The 16,713-nt window shown below is 73.4% G+C and carries 15 protein-coding genes and 1 pseudogene; 12 read left to right on the top strand and 4 right to left on the bottom strand.

Annotation, left to right across the window (positions count from 1 at the left end):
* The first annotated feature begins 74 nt into the window (after window positions 1–74).
* From IF55_RS04100 to IF55_RS04070, 7 genes are all read left to right on the top strand, one after another.
* On the top strand, window positions 75–539 hold the full coding sequence (locus IF55_RS04100; RefSeq protein ID WP_037962402.1) for a GNAT family N-acetyltransferase: 465 nt from the start codon (window positions 75–77) through the stop codon (window positions 537–539).
* Window positions 540–587: 48 nt separating this feature from the next.
* The gene (locus IF55_RS04095) at window positions 588–1,541 is read left to right on the top strand and encodes an aminoglycoside phosphotransferase family protein (protein WP_030874310.1); all 954 of its coding nucleotides are present in this window, start codon (window positions 588–590) and stop codon (window positions 1,539–1,541) included.
* A 126-nt stretch (window positions 1,542–1,667) separates the two neighbouring features.
* Window positions 1,668–2,468: an SGNH/GDSL hydrolase family protein gene (locus IF55_RS04090; protein WP_030874313.1), complete on the top strand. Its 801-nt coding sequence runs from the start codon at window positions 1,668–1,670 to the stop codon at window positions 2,466–2,468.
* 75 nt (window positions 2,469–2,543) lie between these two features.
* Entirely contained in the window at window positions 2,544–3,977 is a 1,434-nt protein-coding gene (purB, locus tag IF55_RS04085) for an adenylosuccinate lyase (protein WP_030874315.1), read from the top strand.
* 1 nt (window position 3,978) lies between these two features.
* Window positions 3,979–4,566, top strand: a complete 588-nt coding sequence (mug, locus tag IF55_RS04080) for a G/U mismatch-specific DNA glycosylase (RefSeq protein ID WP_048831505.1) — start codon at window positions 3,979–3,981, stop codon at window positions 4,564–4,566.
* 76 nt (window positions 4,567–4,642) lie between these two features.
* Window positions 4,643–5,503 carry a helix-turn-helix domain-containing protein gene (locus IF55_RS04075; RefSeq protein ID WP_211269938.1) on the top strand — a complete coding sequence of 287 codons (861 nt, stop codon included), beginning with the start codon at window positions 4,643–4,645 and terminating at the stop codon, window positions 5,501–5,503.
* 40 nt (window positions 5,504–5,543) lie between these two features.
* Complete coding sequence (locus tag IF55_RS04070; protein WP_030874322.1) at window positions 5,544–6,404, top strand: dioxygenase family protein; 861 nt, start codon at window positions 5,544–5,546, stop codon at window positions 6,402–6,404.
* Between the two features lie 163 nt (window positions 6,405–6,567).
* Here the strand turns inward: IF55_RS04070 and IF55_RS04065 are convergent, their stop codons facing one another.
* Both IF55_RS04065 and IF55_RS04060 read right to left on the bottom strand, forming a co-directional pair.
* On the bottom strand, window positions 6,568–7,305 hold the full coding sequence (locus IF55_RS04065; RefSeq protein ID WP_030874324.1) for a hypothetical protein: 738 nt from the start codon (window positions 7,303–7,305) through the stop codon (window positions 6,568–6,570).
* 84 nt (window positions 7,306–7,389) lie between these two features.
* Window positions 7,390–8,322 (bottom strand): ATP-binding cassette domain-containing protein, encoded by a 933-nt coding sequence (locus tag IF55_RS04060; RefSeq protein WP_030874326.1) that lies wholly within the window; start codon window positions 8,320–8,322, stop codon window positions 7,390–7,392.
* Window positions 8,323–8,459: 137 nt separating this feature from the next.
* Here IF55_RS04060 and IF55_RS04055 point away from each other — a divergent pair, with 137 nt between their 5' ends.
* The 3 genes from IF55_RS04055 to IF55_RS04045 all read left to right on the top strand — a co-directional run bounded on the left by IF55_RS04055 (window position 8,460) and on the right by IF55_RS04045 (window position 11,966).
* Complete coding sequence (locus IF55_RS04055) at window positions 8,460–9,914, top strand: sensor histidine kinase (protein WP_398244535.1); 1,455 nt, start codon at window positions 8,460–8,462, stop codon at window positions 9,912–9,914.
* Window positions 9,915–10,045: 131 nt separating this feature from the next.
* Entirely contained in the window at window positions 10,046–10,696 is a 651-nt protein-coding gene (locus IF55_RS04050) for a response regulator (RefSeq protein WP_030874330.1), read from the top strand.
* Window positions 10,697–10,808: 112 nt separating this feature from the next.
* On the top strand, window positions 10,809–11,966 hold the full coding sequence (locus IF55_RS04045; protein ID WP_030874332.1) for an ROK family transcriptional regulator: 1,158 nt from the start codon (window positions 10,809–10,811) through the stop codon (window positions 11,964–11,966).
* 1,292 nt (window positions 11,967–13,258) lie between these two features.
* Here IF55_RS04045 and IF55_RS36730 read toward each other — a convergent pair.
* Both IF55_RS36730 and IF55_RS04035 read right to left on the bottom strand, forming a co-directional pair.
* Window positions 13,259–13,420 (bottom strand): annotated as a pseudogene (locus IF55_RS36730) (protein-tyrosine-phosphatase); the annotation flags it as partial.
* Window positions 13,421–14,026: 606 nt separating this feature from the next.
* Window positions 14,027–14,767, bottom strand: coding sequence for a GntR family transcriptional regulator (locus IF55_RS04035; RefSeq protein ID WP_030874336.1), 741 nt, complete (start codon window positions 14,765–14,767; stop codon window positions 14,027–14,029).
* A gap of 303 nt (window positions 14,768–15,070) precedes the next feature.
* On the opposite strand from IF55_RS04035, the gene IF55_RS04030 reads away from it, so the two are divergent.
* A complete protein-coding gene (locus IF55_RS04030) occupies window positions 15,071–15,817 on the top strand; it encodes an SDR family oxidoreductase (protein WP_030874338.1) in 747 nt (248 codons plus the stop codon).
* A 356-nt stretch (window positions 15,818–16,173) separates the two neighbouring features.
* Entirely contained in the window at window positions 16,174–16,710 is a 537-nt protein-coding gene (locus IF55_RS04025; protein WP_030874340.1) for a ribonuclease domain-containing protein, read from the top strand.
* Window positions 16,711–16,713: the final 3 nt, after the last annotated feature.

Below are 16,713 nucleotides of genomic sequence, written 5' to 3'. Positions count from 1 at the left end.
CCCCGCCCCACCTCGCCCTGAGCGGGACGAAAATGGCGTGCTCGGAGGCCGTACGGGCTGGCATGCTCCGCGGCATGACGACCGAACACGCCCCGCCGCCGGCCCTGACCGTCGGCGGCCTCGACGCCGAACTGACCGACCGCCTGAACGAGGGCCTCATCGCCTACAACAACGCGGCCGCGGGAGCGGGCGACGCCGCCTCGCTGTCCGTGAGGATGACCGACGCGGAGGGGCGGCTGGCCGGCGGCCTGACCGGCTGGACCTGGGGCGGCCTGTTCGACATCGAACTGCTCTGGGTGCGCGAGGACTTCCGCGCGGGCGGCTGGGGCAGCGGAATCCTGGCGGCGGCCGAGGCGGAGGCGGTGCGCCGCGGCTGTGACCGGGCGATCGTCTCGTCCTTCACCTTCCAGGCGCCCGGCTTCTACGAGCGCCAGGGCTACACCGAGTTCGGCCGCAACGGCGGTCTCCCCGACGGCCACGCGAAGGTGCACCTCCGCAAGACCCTGACGAACGGATCAACCGACAAGCCCACAAGCTGACGAACTGACGGACTGACGGACTGACGAGTCGAGGAACGGACGCGTGTCATGACCCGGCCCGCCATCGAGCTGTCGCCGGTCGTACGGGCGAAGGCCCAGCGGCTCGGGCGGCGCGGCCAGGAGTGGCTGACCGGCCTGCCGGGCCTCGTCGCGGAGCTGGAACAGCGGTGGTCGGTCACCGCCGGCGAACCCCTGGACCGTGCGACGAGCGCGTACGTCCTGCGCGCACGGACCCGCGACGGGAGGCCCGCCGTCCTCAAGCTCGCCGTCCCGGACCCGGGCTTCCCGAGCGCGCTGCGGACCCTTCGCCTCGCCGACGGCCAGGGATACGTCAGGCCGCTGGCCCACGATGCCGAGCGGCACGCGGTCCTCCTGGAATCGCTCGGGGCGCCCCTCGACGAGTCGGGGCTCCCCGTGCCCCGGCAGCTCGACATCCTGTGCGCCACCCTGCGCCGCGCCTGGCGCGTGCCGCCGCCCGAGGCCGTGCCGCGGCCGGACCGGGCCCACGCGCTCGCCGCGCTGGTCGAGCGCCTGTGGGACGGTCTCGGCCGGCCGTGTGCGGAGCGCGTCGCCGACCGCGCGCTGGAGTGCGCCGCGCGCCGGGCCGCCGCCTTCGCCCCCGCCCGGTGCGTCGTCGTGCACGGCGACCCGCACCCGGGCAACGCGCTCCGCGCCACGGCCCCGCGCCACGGCGCGGAGACCGGCTTCGTCTTCGTCGACCCCGACGGCTTTCTCGACGAACCCGCCTACGACCTGGGCGTCGCGCTGCGCGGCTGGTGCGCCGAGCTGACGGCCGGCGACGCGGCCGGGCGGGCCCGCGGGTTCTGCGCCCGGCTGGCGGCGCGTACGGGCGTGGACGCGGCGGCGATCTGGGAGTGGGGCTTCCTGGAGCGCGTGACGACGGGGCTGTACCTGCTGGACCACGGCGCGGAGGGGTCCGCCCGCCCCTATCTGGAGACGGCCGAACTGCTCGCCGGCGCGGCCCCGCCGGGCTCCGGCTGACCCGCGCCTCCTCGCCCGTCCGCCACCGCCCGGCGGCTGCCCCGGGGCCTCCCCCTCCCCCGCCGTCGCCGCCCGGGGGCGGCTCACCCGGCCCCGCGTTCCGTCGCGGAGTAGGATCGCCGCGCCATGCACATGAATGCCACCTACACCAGCTACACCAGTTTCGTCGCGGTCGGCGACTCCTTCACCGAGGGCATGTCGGACGCGCTGCCGGACGGCTCGTACCGCGGCTGGGCCGATCTGCTGGCCGCTCGCCTGTCGGCCCGTACGCCCGGATTCCGGTACGCGAACCTCGCCGTGCGCGGGAAGCTCATCGGGCAGATCGCGGACGAGCAGGCGGGGGCCGCCGCGGCGATGCGGGCCGACCTGGTGACGCTGGTCGGCGGGCTGAACGACGTGCTGCGGCCGGGGTGCGACGTGGACGCGGTGTGCGCGCGGCTGCGGGAGGCGGTCGAGACGCTCGCGCCGAGCTGCAAGCAGCTCGCGCTGATGCGCAGTCCGGGGCGGCGCGGGCCGGTGCTGGAGCGGTACCGGCCGCGGATGGAGCGGCTGTTCTCCTTCATCGACGCGCTGGCCGAGGAGCACGGGGCGCTGGTCGTGGACCTGTACGGGGCCGAGGCGCTGGGCGACACCCGGCTGTGGGCGGACGACCGGCTGCATCTGAACGCCGAGGGCCACCGCCGGGTCGCCGAGGCGGTCTGGCAGGCGCTGGGGCACGAGGCGGAGTCGGACTGGAACGCCGCGCTGCCTCCGCACATACGGCCCGGCTGGGCGGCGCGGCTCGGCTCGGACCTGCGGTTCGCGCGCGAGCACCTGCTGCCGTGGATCGGCCGGCGGCTCACGGGCCGATCCTCGGGGGACGGCCGCCCGGCCAAGCGCGCGGAGCTGCTGCCGTACGAGCCACTGGGCCCGGGCTCCGCTCCGTAACGGCGTGCGTTCGTAGCAATGTACAACTCAGGCCGGTGCGCTGGCCTGCGTAAACCGCCAGTAGACTGAGGTCTTGTGACTGCCAAGCCCCGCATCCCGAATGTCCTGGCCGGCCGCTACGCCTCCGCGGAGCTCGCCGTCCTGTGGTCCCCCGAGTACAAGGTGACGCTGGAGCGGCGGCTGTGGCTCGCCGTGCTGCGCGCCCAGAAGGACCTCGGGATCGAGGTACCGGACGCCGCGCTCGACGACTACGAGCGCGTCCTCGACCAGGTGGACCTGGCCTCGATCGCCGAGCGCGAGAAGGTCACCCGGCACGATGTGAAGGCCCGGATCGAGGAGTTCAACGCCCTCGCCGGCCATGAGCACGTACACAAGGGCATGACCTCCCGCGACCTCACCGAGAACGTGGAGCAGCTCCAGATCCGGCTCTCCCTGGAGCTGGTACGGGACCGGAGCGTCGCGGTCCTGGCGCGGCTCGGGAAGCTGGCGGGCGAGCACGCCGAGCTGGTGATGGCGGGCCGGTCGCACAATGTGGCGGCGCAGGCGACGACGCTGGGCAAGCGGTTCGCGACCGCCGCCGACGAGCTGCTGGTGGCGTACGGGCGGCTGGAGGACCTGCTGTCCCGCTATCCGCTGCGCGGCATCAAGGGCCCGGTGGGCACGGCGCAGGACATGCTGGACCTGCTGGGCGGCGACGCCGCGAACCTCGCCGAGCTGGAGCGGCGGATCGCCGGGCACCTCGGGTTCGCCCAGGCGTTCACCTCGGTCGGCCAGGTCTACCCGCGCTCGCTGGACTACGACGTGGTGACCGCGCTGGTGCAGCTCGCCGCCGCGCCGTCCTCGCTCGCCAAGACGATCCGGCTGATGGCCGGGCACGAGCTGGTGACGGAGGGCTTCAAGCCGGGCCAGGTGGGGTCGTCCGCGATGCCGCACAAGATGAACACCCGCTCCTGCGAGCGCGTCAACGGCCTGATGGTGATCCTGCGCGGCTACGCGTCGATGACCGGCGAGCTGTCCGGCGACCAGTGGAACGAGGGCGACGTGTCCTGCTCGGTGGTGCGCCGCGTCGCGCTGCCGGACGCGTTCTTCGCGCTCGACGGGCTGCTGGAGACGTTCCTGACCGTCCTCGACGAGTTCGGCGCGTTCCCGGCGGTCGTCGCCCGTGAGCTGGACCGCTATCTGCCGTTCCTCGCCACGACGAAGGTGCTGATGGGGGCCGTACGGGCCGGGGTCGGCCGGGAGGCGGCGCACGAGGTCATCAAGGAGCACGCGGTGGCCTCGGCGCTCGCCATGCGCGAGCAGGGCGCGGAGCGCAACGAGCTGCTGGACAAGCTGGCCGCGGACGAGCGGATTCCGCTGGACCGGGCGCGGTTGGACGAGCTGATGGCCGACAAGCTGTCGTTCACCGGGGCCGCGGCCGACCAGGTGGCGGCGGTGGTGTCGCGGATCGAGGAGATCGCGAAGCAGCGCCCCGAGGCGGCGGCGTACACGCCGGGCGCCATCCTCTGACATGGCCCCCTCCGACAGGAAGCCCTCCGACAGGGCGCCCGCCGGCCGGCGCTTCACGCCCGAAGAGCTGGAAGCCGCTCGCGACCGCCTCGTCCCGGACGTGGCCGCGAGCGGTCTTCGGGTGCTTTTTTGTGGCATCAACCCCGGTCTGATGTCGGCGGCGACGGGCCACCACTTCGCCCGGCCGGGCAACCGCTTCTGGCCCGTGCTGCACCGCTCCGGATTCACGCCGCGGCAACTGCGCCCGGACGAGGAGGCGGAGCTGCTGACGTACGGGCTCGGCATCACCAATGTGGTGGCGCGGGCGAGCGCGCGGGCCGACGAGCTGAGCGTCGAGGAGTACCGGGAGGGCGGGCGGCTGCTGGCCGAGAAGGTGGCGCGGCTGCGGCCGCAGTGGCTGGCCGTCGTCGGGGTCACCGCGTACCGCCTCGCCTTCGACGACAAGCGCGCGAAGATCGGCCCGCAGGAGCGCACCATCGGTGCCACGCGGATCTGGGCGCTGCCCAACCCCAGCGGCCTCAACGCCCATTGGTCGCCGGCGGCGATGGCCGAGGAGTACGGACGGCTGCGCTCCGCCGTCGTACTCTGATGGGGTGACGCGAGGGACGCAGGAGACGCGACCCGCGGCGGACGGCCCGGTGCCGCTGCATCGACTTGACGTGCCCATGCCTGGGCTGCTGCCGTTCGCCGTGGGCTCCTTCGACACGATCGGACCGATGTCGCGGGCCGACTTCCCGCACCGGCACACCTTCTACGAGATCGCGTACGTGACCGGCGGCACCGGACACCATGTCGTCGACCTCGTCCGGCTGCCGCTGGTGCCCCCGCATCTGTGTCTCATCTCCCCCGGCCAGGTGCACTACTGGGACCGGGCGACGGGGCTGCGCGGGTGGGTGATCCTGTTCACCGACGACTTCCTGCTCGGCCACGGCCGGGACCGGCAGCTCCTGCGCCGGCTCGCGGAGCGTCCCTGGCTCTGCCTCGACGGCGAGGAGGCCCACCGGCTGACGGCGCTGGTGCTCGACATGCGGCGGGAGTTCGGGCAGCGCGCGGAGGGGTTCGTCTCGGTCCTCCAGGCACATCTGCACGTCCTGCTCACCCGGGCCGTACGGCTCTGCGGGGCGCGCCTCCCGGAGACGGAGACGGGCCGGGCGTCGACCGTGTCGCGGGAGTTCACGCGGCTGCTGTCGCTGCCCGGCGCCGCCGAGCAGTCCGTGGGCACGCTCGCCGGCCGGCTCGGCGTCTCCGTGGGCTATCTGAACGAGGCGGTCAAGCAGAGCACGGGGCTGACGCCGGGCCGGCTGATCCGCGGGGCCCGCACGCTGGAGGCCAAACGGCTGCTCGCCAGCACAGAGTTGACGGTACGTCAGGTAGCGCGTCAGGTGGGGTTCGCGGACCCCGCCTACTTCTGCCGCTTCTTCCGCCGGGAGACCGGCGTCAGCCCCGGCGACTTCCGCCGCGAGGCACATGGGAATCACCACGTTCGCCGCATCGAGTCCATCGACCCCGCCGGACAGCCCGCCTAACTTCGTTGCCGGAACGGCCACTACCGACTTGGAGGGCCCGATGGACGACGACCACGTACAGCAGGACGGGCAGGACGGACAGGACGGACAGCCGGAGCAGAGGACGGGCATCAGCCGCAAGAAGCTGCTCAAGGTCGCCCTCGCGGCCGTGCCGTTACCGATGGTGCTCGGCGGAGTGGCGCTGGCGCGCGACGCCCGGACGACGCAGGAACCCCTGGTCCCCACCCCGTACTGCGACGACGGCGACGACCCCACGCCGCAGCAGACCGAGGGCCCCTACTTCAAGCCCAACTCCCCACTGCGGACCTCGCTGCTGGAGCCCGGCACCAAGGGCACCCGGCTCACGGTCAGCGGCTACGTCTTCGGGCTGGCCTGCCGGCCCATCGCCAACGCCCTCCTGGACTTCTGGCAGGCGGACGTCAACGGCGCCTACGACAACGTCGGCTTCCGCTTCCGCGGCCACCAATTCACCGACGCCAACGGCGCGTTCAAGCTGGAGACGATCGTCCCCGGCCTCTACCCCGGCCGCACCCGCCACATCCACGTCAAGGTCCAGGCGCCCAACCAGCGCATCCTCACCACGCAGCTCTACTTCCCCGGCGAACCGCGCAACCAGACCGACTCCATCTTCAACCCGGCGCTGCTGATGAACGTGCGCCAGGACGGCAACGCGAAGCAAGGCACGTTCGACTTCGTCCTCAACGTCCGGCAGCAGCCGAACCCGACCGGCGAGCCCACCGGCGGACCGAGCCAACCGGGCGGCACCTGGGCCGCCGGCACCGACTACAAGACCGGCGACCAGGTCACCTACGGAGGCGACACCTATCGTTGCCTCCAGCCCCACACGGCCCGCGCGGGGTGGGAGCCGCCGTCAGTTCCGGCGCTCTGGCAGCGGGTCTGAACACGCCGGGCGGCGCCCCCTCGCCTTCCCCGTGGGACGAGGAGCGCCGCCCGGTGCCGTACGGACGGGTGAGCGCCCACCCCTTATACGTACGGGCAGCGTCTCCGCCCCTTCCGACCCCTCCACCCCTCTACCCTGCCGCCCCTCTACCCCGCCGCCGGCCTCACGCGTCGCGGCGCTCCAGGGCGCGCCACCCCGCGAGGGCCGCGAGCGCCGCCCAGCCGGCCAGAACGGCCAGGCCCGGCCAGGGCCCGAGGCCGTCGGAGGCGGTGGTGTGCAGCGCCTCCTGGCCCGCCCGGTCGGGCAGGTAGCGGCCCACGGCACCGGACATCTCGCCGAGGACGGGCGAGACGAGGCAGACGACCGGGATGAGGACGCCGAGCGAGAGGACCGGGCCGCGCAGCAAGGCGGCGCACCCCGCCGCGAGGACGGCGAGCAGCGCGAGGTACGCCCCGCAGCCCAGTACGGCCCGCAGCGCGCCGGGCGTTCCCAGGCCGACACCGCAGTCGCCCAGCGCCGCCTGGCCGCCGAGGAAGGAGGCCAGGGCGGTGACGAGGCCGACGGCGAGGGCGAGAACGGCCGCGACGGCGAGTTTGCAGGAGTAGAACAGGCCGCGGCGCGGCACCGCCGCGAGGGAGCTGCCGAGGGCCGCGCCCCGGAACTCCGCCGAGACGGCGAGGACGCCGAAGCACAGGGCCGCCATCTGCCCGAAGGTGACGCCGAGGAACGACGTGAAGACCGGGTCGAACTCGACGCCGCCGGCGGGGTTCCCGTCCGCGTTCGCGCAGACGAGCAGGGTGATGCCGGTGGTGACGAGGGGGACGCCGAGGAGCGCGCCGAGAACTGGGCGCAGGGAGCGGATCTTGACCCACTCCGAGTGCAGTACCGCGGTGACGGACATCTTCAGCACTCCTTCGCGGGGCGGGGTGCGGTGGCCGACATGTTCAGTGCTCCTTCGCGGCGTGGGGTGCGGTGGCCGACATGTTCAGTGCTCCTTCGCGGCGTGGGAGGCGGTGGCCGCGAACTCGGCCGCGTCCGCGGTGAGCCGCAGGTAGGCCTCCTCCAGGGATGCCTGTTCGTCGCCGAGTTCCAGCAGCGGCACCCCGTCGCGCGCGGCGAGCGCCCCGAGGTGGGCGGCGCTCGTGGCGTCGACCGACCAGCGGCCGTCGCCGTCGCCCTCCCCCTTGAGCCCCGTCCGGTCGAGGAGTTCGCGCAGCCGTTCCGGCTCGGTGGTCCGTACGTACGCCCGCCGGTCGCTGTGCCCCGCGATGAACTCGTCCATGGGGGTGTCGGCGAGCAGCCGGCCGCGGCCGAGGACCACGAGGTGATCGGCGGTCAGCGCGGTCTCGCTCATCAGGTGGCTGGAGATCAGGACGGTGCGCCCCTCGTCCGCGAGCCGCCGGGTCAACCGCCGGATCCAGACGATGCCTTCGGGGTCGAGGCCGTTCGTGGGCTCGTCGAGCATGACGACCTCGGGGTCGCCGAGCAGGGCGGCGGCGATCCCCAGCCGCTGCCGCATGCCGAGGGACAGGGTCCGCACGCGCCGGTGCGCGGCCTTGGCCAGGCCGGCCTCTTCGAGCACCTCGTCGGCCCTGGCGGCGGGGACGCGGTTGCTGAGCGCCAGGGTCAGCAGGTGGGCGCGGGCGGTACGGGCGGGGTGCGCGGCGCCGGCGTCGAGCAGCGCGCCGACGTGCCGCAGCGGTTCGTCGAGGTCGCGGTACGGGCGCCCCGCGATGGTCGCCGAGCCGGCGGTGGGCCGGTCCAGACCCAGCACCACGCGCATCGTGGTGGACTTCCCGGCGCCGTTGGGGCCGAGGAAGCCGGTGACGCGCCCCGGCCGGACGTGGACGGTCAGCCCGTCCAGGGCCCGCGTCGGCCCGTACACCTTGGTCAGTTCCTGTACGTCGATCGAGGTCATGGCTCCACGCTGGCCCGCACCGGCCGGGCCGGGCCTCCCCGGTGCGGGGGTCGGGCCTCCCTCGGCGCGGGGGCCCGGTCTCCCCCGGCCGGGGGAGGCGGCGGCGCGGAGCGCGCTGGCAGGATGACGGCATGTCACTGCCCGCGCCGTTGCGCCCGCTGACCCGCACGGTCACCTACACCCGGTGGCTGCATCTGTTCATCAGCACGGTCATCGTCGGGGGCTTCGTCTTCGTCTTCCCGGACCGGCGACTGGTCGTGGTGGGCTGCTCGGTGTCGCTGCTGATGGTGGCCGCGCTGGTGCCGGCGATGCGGACGGCGGAGGGCTTGCAGGCGCGGCTGCTGCTGACGGACGAGTCGCACGGGATGTACGGGCATGGTGCGTACGGGGCGTATGGGGCGTACGCGGATGGCGTCTACGGAGAGGGCGGGGGCGGGCATGGCGCGTACGGGAACGGCGGGGGCGAGTCCGGCGCGTACGGAGAGGGTGGGGGCGAGTCCGTCGCGTACGGGCACGATCCGGCGCGCCCGGTCGGCGGGCGACGGCGGCCCGTGGGTGACTCGGGGATCTCCACGGCGCCGTCCGCGTCCTGGCGGGACCGCCGGCGCACCGCCCTGTGGCTGGTGATCAGGCTGGTCCTCGGCTGCGCCGTCGGGGCCTCCTCCGTCCAATTGCCGGTGCTCGCCTTCGATCTGATCCGCGGCACCGAGGTGAGCGTGCTGAGGCCGGGCGGCGGGGGGCCGGGATGGCTGGCGCTGCTGGCCCCGCTGCCGCTGATCGCGCTGTACCCCGTGGTGGTGCTCGGCGGGAACGCAGCGGCCGCCGCGGCGCGGTGGCTGCTGGGGCCCTCGGCGGCCGAGCGGATCGCGGCGCTGGAGGCCCGTACGGACCGGCTGCTGGAACACAACCGGCTGGCGCGCGAACAGCACGACTCGATCGGGCACGCGCTGACGGTCGCGGTGGTGCAGGCCGGCGCGGCGCGGGCCGCGGGGTCCGCGGAGTTCACGGAGCAGGCGCTGGCGGCCATCGAGGACAGCGGACGGCACGCGCTGGAGGACCTGGAACGCGTTCTCGCCGTGCTGCGCGAGGACACGCCGCACCCCGCCGCGCGCCCGACGCTCGCCGACGCGGAGCGGCTGCTGTCGGCGGCGCGCGGCGCCGGGGCCGAGGTGAGCGCGGACCTCGGCGGCGCGCTCGGCACGGTGCCGGGGCCGGTGTCGCGGGAGGGCTACCGCATCGTGCAGGAGGCGCTGACCAATGTGCTGCGGCACGCGGGCCCGGTGCCGGTGACGGTACGCGTCGCGGTCGCCGGGAACGTACTGGAACTGGACGTGCGCAACCCGCTGGAGGAGAAGGCGGCGGCAGAGGCGCGGCCCGGTGGCGGCGGCAGCGGGCTGCGCGGCATCCGCGAGCGCGCCGCCCTGCTCGGCGGTCACGCCGACACCGGCCCGTACGAGCGCGGCCCGTACAAGAACGGCTGGCGCGTCCACGTGCGGTTGCCGCTCGACGGCCTGGGCCCCCTCCCCGAACTCCCTTCGCCCGACCGGACGCCGGACCGTGCGCTCTCCCGCCCGGCGCGGCGACGCTGCTGAGCTGCGGCGGGGGCGCTTCTGGGCCAGGGCAGAGGCTTCTGAGCCGGGGCGGAGGCGTCTCCGTAGCTGGGGTGGGGGCGTCTCTTAGCTGGGGCGGGGCGGGAGTTCGATGAGGGGCCTAAGGTGATCGCGTGCCGATATCCGTGCTGCTGGTGGACGACGAACCGCTCGTACGGGCCGGGCTGCGGGCGATCCTCGCGGCTCAGCCGGACATCGAGGTGACGGGCGAGGCCGCCGACGGGGCCGCGGTGCTGCCGCTGGTGCGGTCGCTGCGGCCGGACGTGGTGGCGATGGACGTACGCATGCCCCTGCTGGACGGCATCGAGGCGACGCAGCTCGTCCTGCGCTCGGTCGACCGGCCGCCGAAGATCCTGGTCGTGACGACCTTCGAGAACGACTCCTACGTCTACGACGCGCTGCGCGCGGGCGCGGACGGCTTCCTGCTCAAGCGCTCCCGCCCGGACGAGATCGTGCACGCCGTGCGGTTGGTCGCGGCGGGCGAGTCGCTGCTGTTCCCGGCCGCGCTGCGGGCGCTCGCCGCCTCGTACGGCAACGAGCGGGCCCGCGCGACGATGGAACGGGCGGCGCTCACCGGCCGGGAGGCGGACGTGCTGCGGCTGATGGCGCGCGGCATGTCCAACGCCGAGATCGCGCGGAGCCTCGTCCTCGGCACCGAGACGGTGAAGTCGCATGTCAGCGCCGTGCTGGCGAAGCTCGGGGCGCGGGACCGCACGCAAGCGGTCATCGCCGCCTACGAATCGGGGTTCGTTGCGCCTGGATGACTTCGAAGGCTCGCCGCGCCGCCCTGATCCGGATAACATCCGGCTCACATGAACAGCCGGTCGAACAGATGGTTGATCATGTGCGTGACGGGGGAGACGAAGGAGGCGGTACGTGGGGCGGCTCACCGGTGGAGACCCGTCTTTGCTGCGGCGGATCAACTCCGCGGTCGTGCTGCACGCGTTGCGCGCGGCCGACGCACCCACCCTCACCGACCTCGTTCAGGCCACGGGCCTGTCCAGGCCGACGGTCGAGGGCGTCGTCGAGGGGCTGATCGACACGGGTCTGGTGGCCGAGGCGTCGGCCGAGGAGGGCGGTGCGCGCCGCCAGGGCCGGCCGGCGCGGCGCTTCCGGTTCCGGGTCGAGGCCGGGCATCTGATGGGTGTGGAGATCGGCCCGCACCGCGCCTCGGCCCTCCTGTCCGACCTGAGCGGCCGGGTCCTCGACTCGGTCTCCCTGGACGTCCGGGTGGCGGCCCCGGCGGCCGAGCGGCTGGAGGGCGTGGGCCGCGCGGTCGCCGAAGTGCTGCGCCGCTCGTCCGTGGAGCGCGAATCGCTGCGGGCGGTGGGGGTGGCGAGCCCCGGCATCGTCGAGGCCGACGGGACGGTGCGACTGTGCACGGCGCTGCCGGAGTGGACGGGGCTGCCGCTCGGTGAACGGCTGCGGAGCTGGTTCACGTGTCCGCTGCTGCTGGAGAACGACGCGAACGCGGCGGCGGTGGCGGAGCACTGGTCGGGGGCCGCGACGGGTTCGGACGACATGGTCTTCGTACGCGCCGGGCTGAGCCCCGGCGCGGGCTCGCTGATCGGCGGCCGGCTGCACCGCGGCTTCGGCGGCGCGGCCGGGGAGATCGGCGCGCTGCACCTGCTGGGCCGGGAAGCCACCCCGGAAGTGGTCCTGTCCACGACCGGCGAGCCGCTGCACCCCCTCGACGACGCCCAGGTGGCGCGGGTGTTCGCGCTGGCCGGCGAGGGCGACGCCGGGGCGCGTGCGGCCCAGGACCGCTACATGCGGCGGCTGGTGCACGACGTGGCCGCGCTGGTCCTCGCCCTCGACCCGCAGTTGGTAGTGGTCGGCGGCTGGGCCGCCGGCCTCGACGGAGTCCTCGAACCCCTCCGCTCAGAACTCGCCCGCTACTGCCTGCGCCCCCCGCAAGTAGTCCAATCCGCCCTAGGCGAAGCCGCCGTAGCCACCGGCGCCCTCCGCCTAGCCCTCGACCACGTAGAAGAACAACTCTTCGCGGTCGAAGGCACCGTCACGGCCCGCCACTGAGCCGACGGCGGGGCGCCGGGCGCGGGGCCGCGGGCGGCGGGGTCCGGCCGTCAGCCACGGCCGGCAACCACGGCCGTTGGGCCCGGTGGTCGGGCCCGGTGGTCGGCACCCGCCGCTGGGCCCCGGTTGTCGGCCCGGCCGTTGGGCCCCGGTTGTCGGGCCCGGTGGTCGGCACCCGCCGCTGGGCCTCGGTTGTCGAGCCCGGCCGTTGGGATCGGTTGTCGGGCCCGGTTGTCGGGGCCCGGTGGTCGGGCCCGGTGGTCGGGCCCGGTGGTCGGGCCCGGTGGTCGGCACCCGCCGCTGGGCCTCGGTTGTCGGGCCCGGTGGTCGGCACCAGCCACTGGGCCCCGGCCGCCAGGCCCGGCCGTTGAGTCCTGGCCGTTGAGTCCTGGCCGTTGAGTCCTGGCACTGGGCCTCGGCCGTCAATCACCGGCCGCCGGGCTCCGGTCGTTGACCCTCGGCCACCGGGCCCCGGACGTCAACCACCGGCCGTCAGGCCCGGCAGGCGGCCTCCGTCGTGGCCCACCGGCCGTTGGGCCCCGCAAGTTGGGGGCGGGCGCCTGCCAGCGGGGCGGGGCTGGTCGTGACCCGGGGCCTCCCGCCGGGGTCGACCGGCGGGTGGCGCGGGCTCGCACCCGGCCGCAGGCCACGCAAGCCGCAGGCCGCGCAAGCCGCAGGCCGCGCAGGCCATGGTTGAGACGGCGACCGGTCGTCAGTGGCAGGGGGAGGAAGGCCACTGGCCGCCGGTGGGCGGAGGCAAGTCGGCATGCCGACAGCCGGCCGTCCATGGCCCCTGGTCGTGATCGCTGTTTGCCATCGACCGCCATAGCCGAGGTGACGGCCAACCCTCGGCCGACCGAGGCCGTAAGGACGTACCGCCATGGGATACGCCCTGTTCATGACGGCAGCCGCTCACCCATCGCATCGGTGAGCGGTGGGAGCGGTAGCCGGTCGGCCGTCGGTAGGTCGTGGTCGTAACGCCGCACCGCCGCCAGTAGTCCGTGGTCGCCGCGGGGCAGCCGCCGGCCGCAGCGGCGAGCGGTGGGAACGGTAGCCGTCGGCCGTCGGTAGGTCACGGCCGTAACGCCATACCACGGCCGGTAGTCCGTGTCCCCCACGAGGACCAGCCGCCCGCCGGCGAGCGGTGGCCGCTGCAGCCGGTCACCCGTCGCTAGGCCAGGGCCGTAACGCCGCACCACCAGTAGGCCGTGGTCACGACGGCAGCCAACCACTCGCCGCAACGGCGAGCAATGAGCGCTACACCGGTCGGCCGTCAGTGGGCCGCGGTCACCGTGGCCCACCGAGATGTCCTGCGCGCGGTGGTCGCCGGTAGCGGTCAGCGCCGGGTCGACGCGGATGAAGCGTTCATCGAGCAGCTCACGACCGATGAAGCCGTCCGAGCCGGCCCCGGAGTCAGCGGCCTCGGTAGCGGCGTGCGCCTCCATGGGCGCGCCGGGGGCGGGTCGCCCGCCGTGGCGGCGAGCACTGAACACGGCAGCCGGTCGCCCGTCGGCACATCATGGCCGTAACGCCGCACCGCCGCCAGTAGGCCGTGGTCACCACGGCAGCCAACCACTCGCCGCAACGGCGAGCAGCGGGCGCTACAGCGGTCGGCTGTCAGTGGGCCGTCACCGCAGGGTCCGGCCGCCCGTCCCAACGGAGCGTGGGCGCTCCAGCGGTCGGCAGGCCATGGCCGTAGCGGCGAACCGCCGTTGGTAGGCCGTGGTCGCCACGGGAACTAGCCGCCACCGCGGCGGCGAGCAATGGGCGCGGCAGCGGTCGGCCATCGGCAGGTCACGTGGTCGTAGCGACGTACTGTCGTCGACAGGTCGTGATCGCCACGGTAGCCGACCACCCGCCGCAGCGGCGGAGCGTGGGCGCTCCAGCGGTCGGTGGGCCACAGCCGCAGCGGCGAACCGCCGTCGACAGTCCGTGGTCGCGGCAGCGGCCAGCCGCCCGCCGTGGCGGCGAGCAGTGCGCGCGGCAACGGTCGGCCACCGGCTAAGCCATGGCCGTAACGCCGCCGGCAGGCCATAGTCGCCGCAGCGGTGAGCGGATCGTCAGCTCGCCAGGAGTTCCACGCCGTTGTCGTCGAAGGTGAGGCGGCAGGTGTCGGCGCGGTAGGTGGCTACGGCTACGGCGGCGGTGCGGCCGTCGGCGACGAAGCGGGTGGTGACGACGAGGACGGGGGCGCCCGGCAGTCGGTCGAGTTGCTTGGCGTCGTCGGCGGGGGCGGAGCCCAGCTCCACGGAACGGTCCTGGCCGGCGAGTTCGAGCCGCTGGAGTTCGTGCAGCACGGCGCGGGCGCGGGCCGGGCCGGGCGGCGTGTCGAGCGCGGCGAGCGCGGGGACGGTGGCCACCGGCACGTACAGGACCTCGGCGGCGACCGGCTGACCGTGCGTCACACGGGTGCGACGGACGGCGTGCGCCTCCTCGTCGGCGGGCAGGCCGAGGAGGCGGGCGACGGCGGCGGGCGGCCGGCGCAGGCTGCTGTCCACGGGCTGCCAGGCGTCGCCGCCGGAGCCCGGCCAGGCGTGCGGGGCCTCGCCGACGGCCACGCCCACGCGGGGCGGGGCGACGGTGGTGCCGACGCCTCGGCGGCGCTGGAGCCGGCCTTCGAGTTCGAGCTGTTCCAGGGCCTGCCGCAGGGTGGCCCTGGCGACGCCGAACCGCGCCGCCAGATCCCGCTCGTTGGGGAGGATCTCCCCTACGGCGAACTCCGAGTCGAGCGCGTTGCTCAGCACGGTCTTCAGGTGCCAGTACTTCGGCTCCGGCACCGTTTCGAGTTGCGTGGTCCCCACCCTGTCCTCCGCCCCGACGGCACTTATGCGCGCTTCTTTATTAAAGGTTGTTGCAGTATGACTCGGACAATAGGACGGCACGCCACCTTGGTCAAGACCAATCCTCAATCCGTCACACAGCGCACACAAGTGGTCCCGCAGTGCGTTCACGCGATATTGACCTCCTACCTCCCGATATGACGCTCCGTCGCCTCGGATAGCGTCATGACGCAAGGGGTGCGAGATCCGCGCCCCCGCGGCCGATGGGCGGCCGCAAACGACCGCAAGAAGGCCAGGAAAGCCAGGAAAGTTAGGAGCGCGGGGATGGGACAGGTCACGGTGGTCACGGGCGGCAGCCGGGGGATCGGGGCGGCGGTGGCCGTGCGGCTGGCGCGCGCCGGGCACGACATCGGCATCGGGTACGTCCGGGACCGGGAGGCCGCGGAGCGCACGGCCGAGGCGGTACGGGCCGAGGGCACCGCGTGTGTGGCCGTCCAGGTCGACACCGGTGTCGAGGCCGAGGTGGACGCGCTGTTCGACGCGGTGAAGAAGGAGCTCGGGCCGATCACGGGGCTGGTGAACAACGCCGGCGTCACGGGCCCGCTAGGTCGGTTCACCGAGACGCCGGTGGCGGAGATGCGCAGGGTCGTGGACATCAATGTGATGGGCGCGATGATGTGCGCGCGGCGGGCGGCACTGGAGTTGTCGACGCGCCACGGCGGGCAGGGCGGCGCGATGGTGAACATCTCCTCCGCCGGCGCGACCATCGGCAGCCCCGGCGCCTACGTGCACTACGCGGCGAGCAAGGCCGCGATCGACGCGCTCACGCTCGGACTGGCCAAGGAGCTGGCTCCGGAGGGCATCCGGGTCAACTCCGTGCAGCCAGGGATGATCGTGACCGACATCCACGCCACGATGGGCGACCCCGAGCGGCCGTGGCGGACCGGGGGCCGGGTGCCGATGGGCCGCCCCGGCGAGACGGACGAGGTCGCGGGCGCGGTCGCCTGGCTGCTCTCGCCGGAGGCGTCGTACACGACGGGCGCGGTGCTGCGCGTGGCGGGCGGCATGTGAGGCGACGCATGAGGCGCCACGGTGCGTGCGGTACGTGAGGTGAGCGCGATGAACGAGATGCGTTAATCATCTACTGACACCTTTGCGGTTGATGTTTCGTGTGGGTTGCATTTCCGTTCCGAAATGCCGAAATACCGGGCACCAACCGGGTACCCAGTAAGTACGATAAACGGTCCGCTACTCCTCCCGATTCACTCTTTGGGTGACCCCGGACGCTCTTGTGCGACACACTCGCTCGCCAGTTCAATAGAGGAGCCGGAAGACCCGCGGGGAATTTCGAAAATTTCACCCACCCCGCGAGAAAACCGGTCTTCTTCCGCATGGCGTGCGCGCGAGTCGCGAGTGAGGAGAACGGAATGCTGAAGGTGCTCGGCAAGAAGACGGCGGCCGCGAACGCTCCCCAGTCCCGAAGGCCGGCGGCGGCAGCGCTGGCGGCGTCGGCGGCGGCCCTGCTGGCGCTCGGCCCGGCGGCCCCCGCGGCCTTTGCCGCCTCCGCTCCCCCGGCACCCTTCGAAATCGGGCCTCCCTACCCGAATGTCACCAACGCCCCCAAGGTGGCGCGCGACGCGTGCAAGGCGTGGCAGACCCTGAAATGGAAGTCGGGGCAGACCGGCGAATGGCTCGTCGTTCCAAAGGGAGGTGGCCCGCTGGCCGGGCAGGAAATCTATACGGGCGGAAAGTTCGGCAATCAAGAAGGGCAGCTTCCGAAGGGAGGCAACTATCACGAATACGACGTCCCGTACGAGCCCTACAAAGACGGCACGGTCTGGAAGCACTACGGAAAGAAAGACGGCCGAGGCGCACTCCGTCTGGTCCGGGACATCAATAATAAACGGGTCTGGTACACCGCGAATCACTACCGCGACTATCGCGAAATTCAGAAGGGCTGCTGAGCG

This window comes from Streptomyces varsoviensis (assembly GCF_000718635.1).
Taxonomy (GTDB): domain Bacteria; phylum Actinomycetota; class Actinomycetes; order Streptomycetales; family Streptomycetaceae; genus Streptomyces; species Streptomyces varsoviensis.
This window is presented reverse-complemented; position numbering and strand designations above follow the sequence as displayed.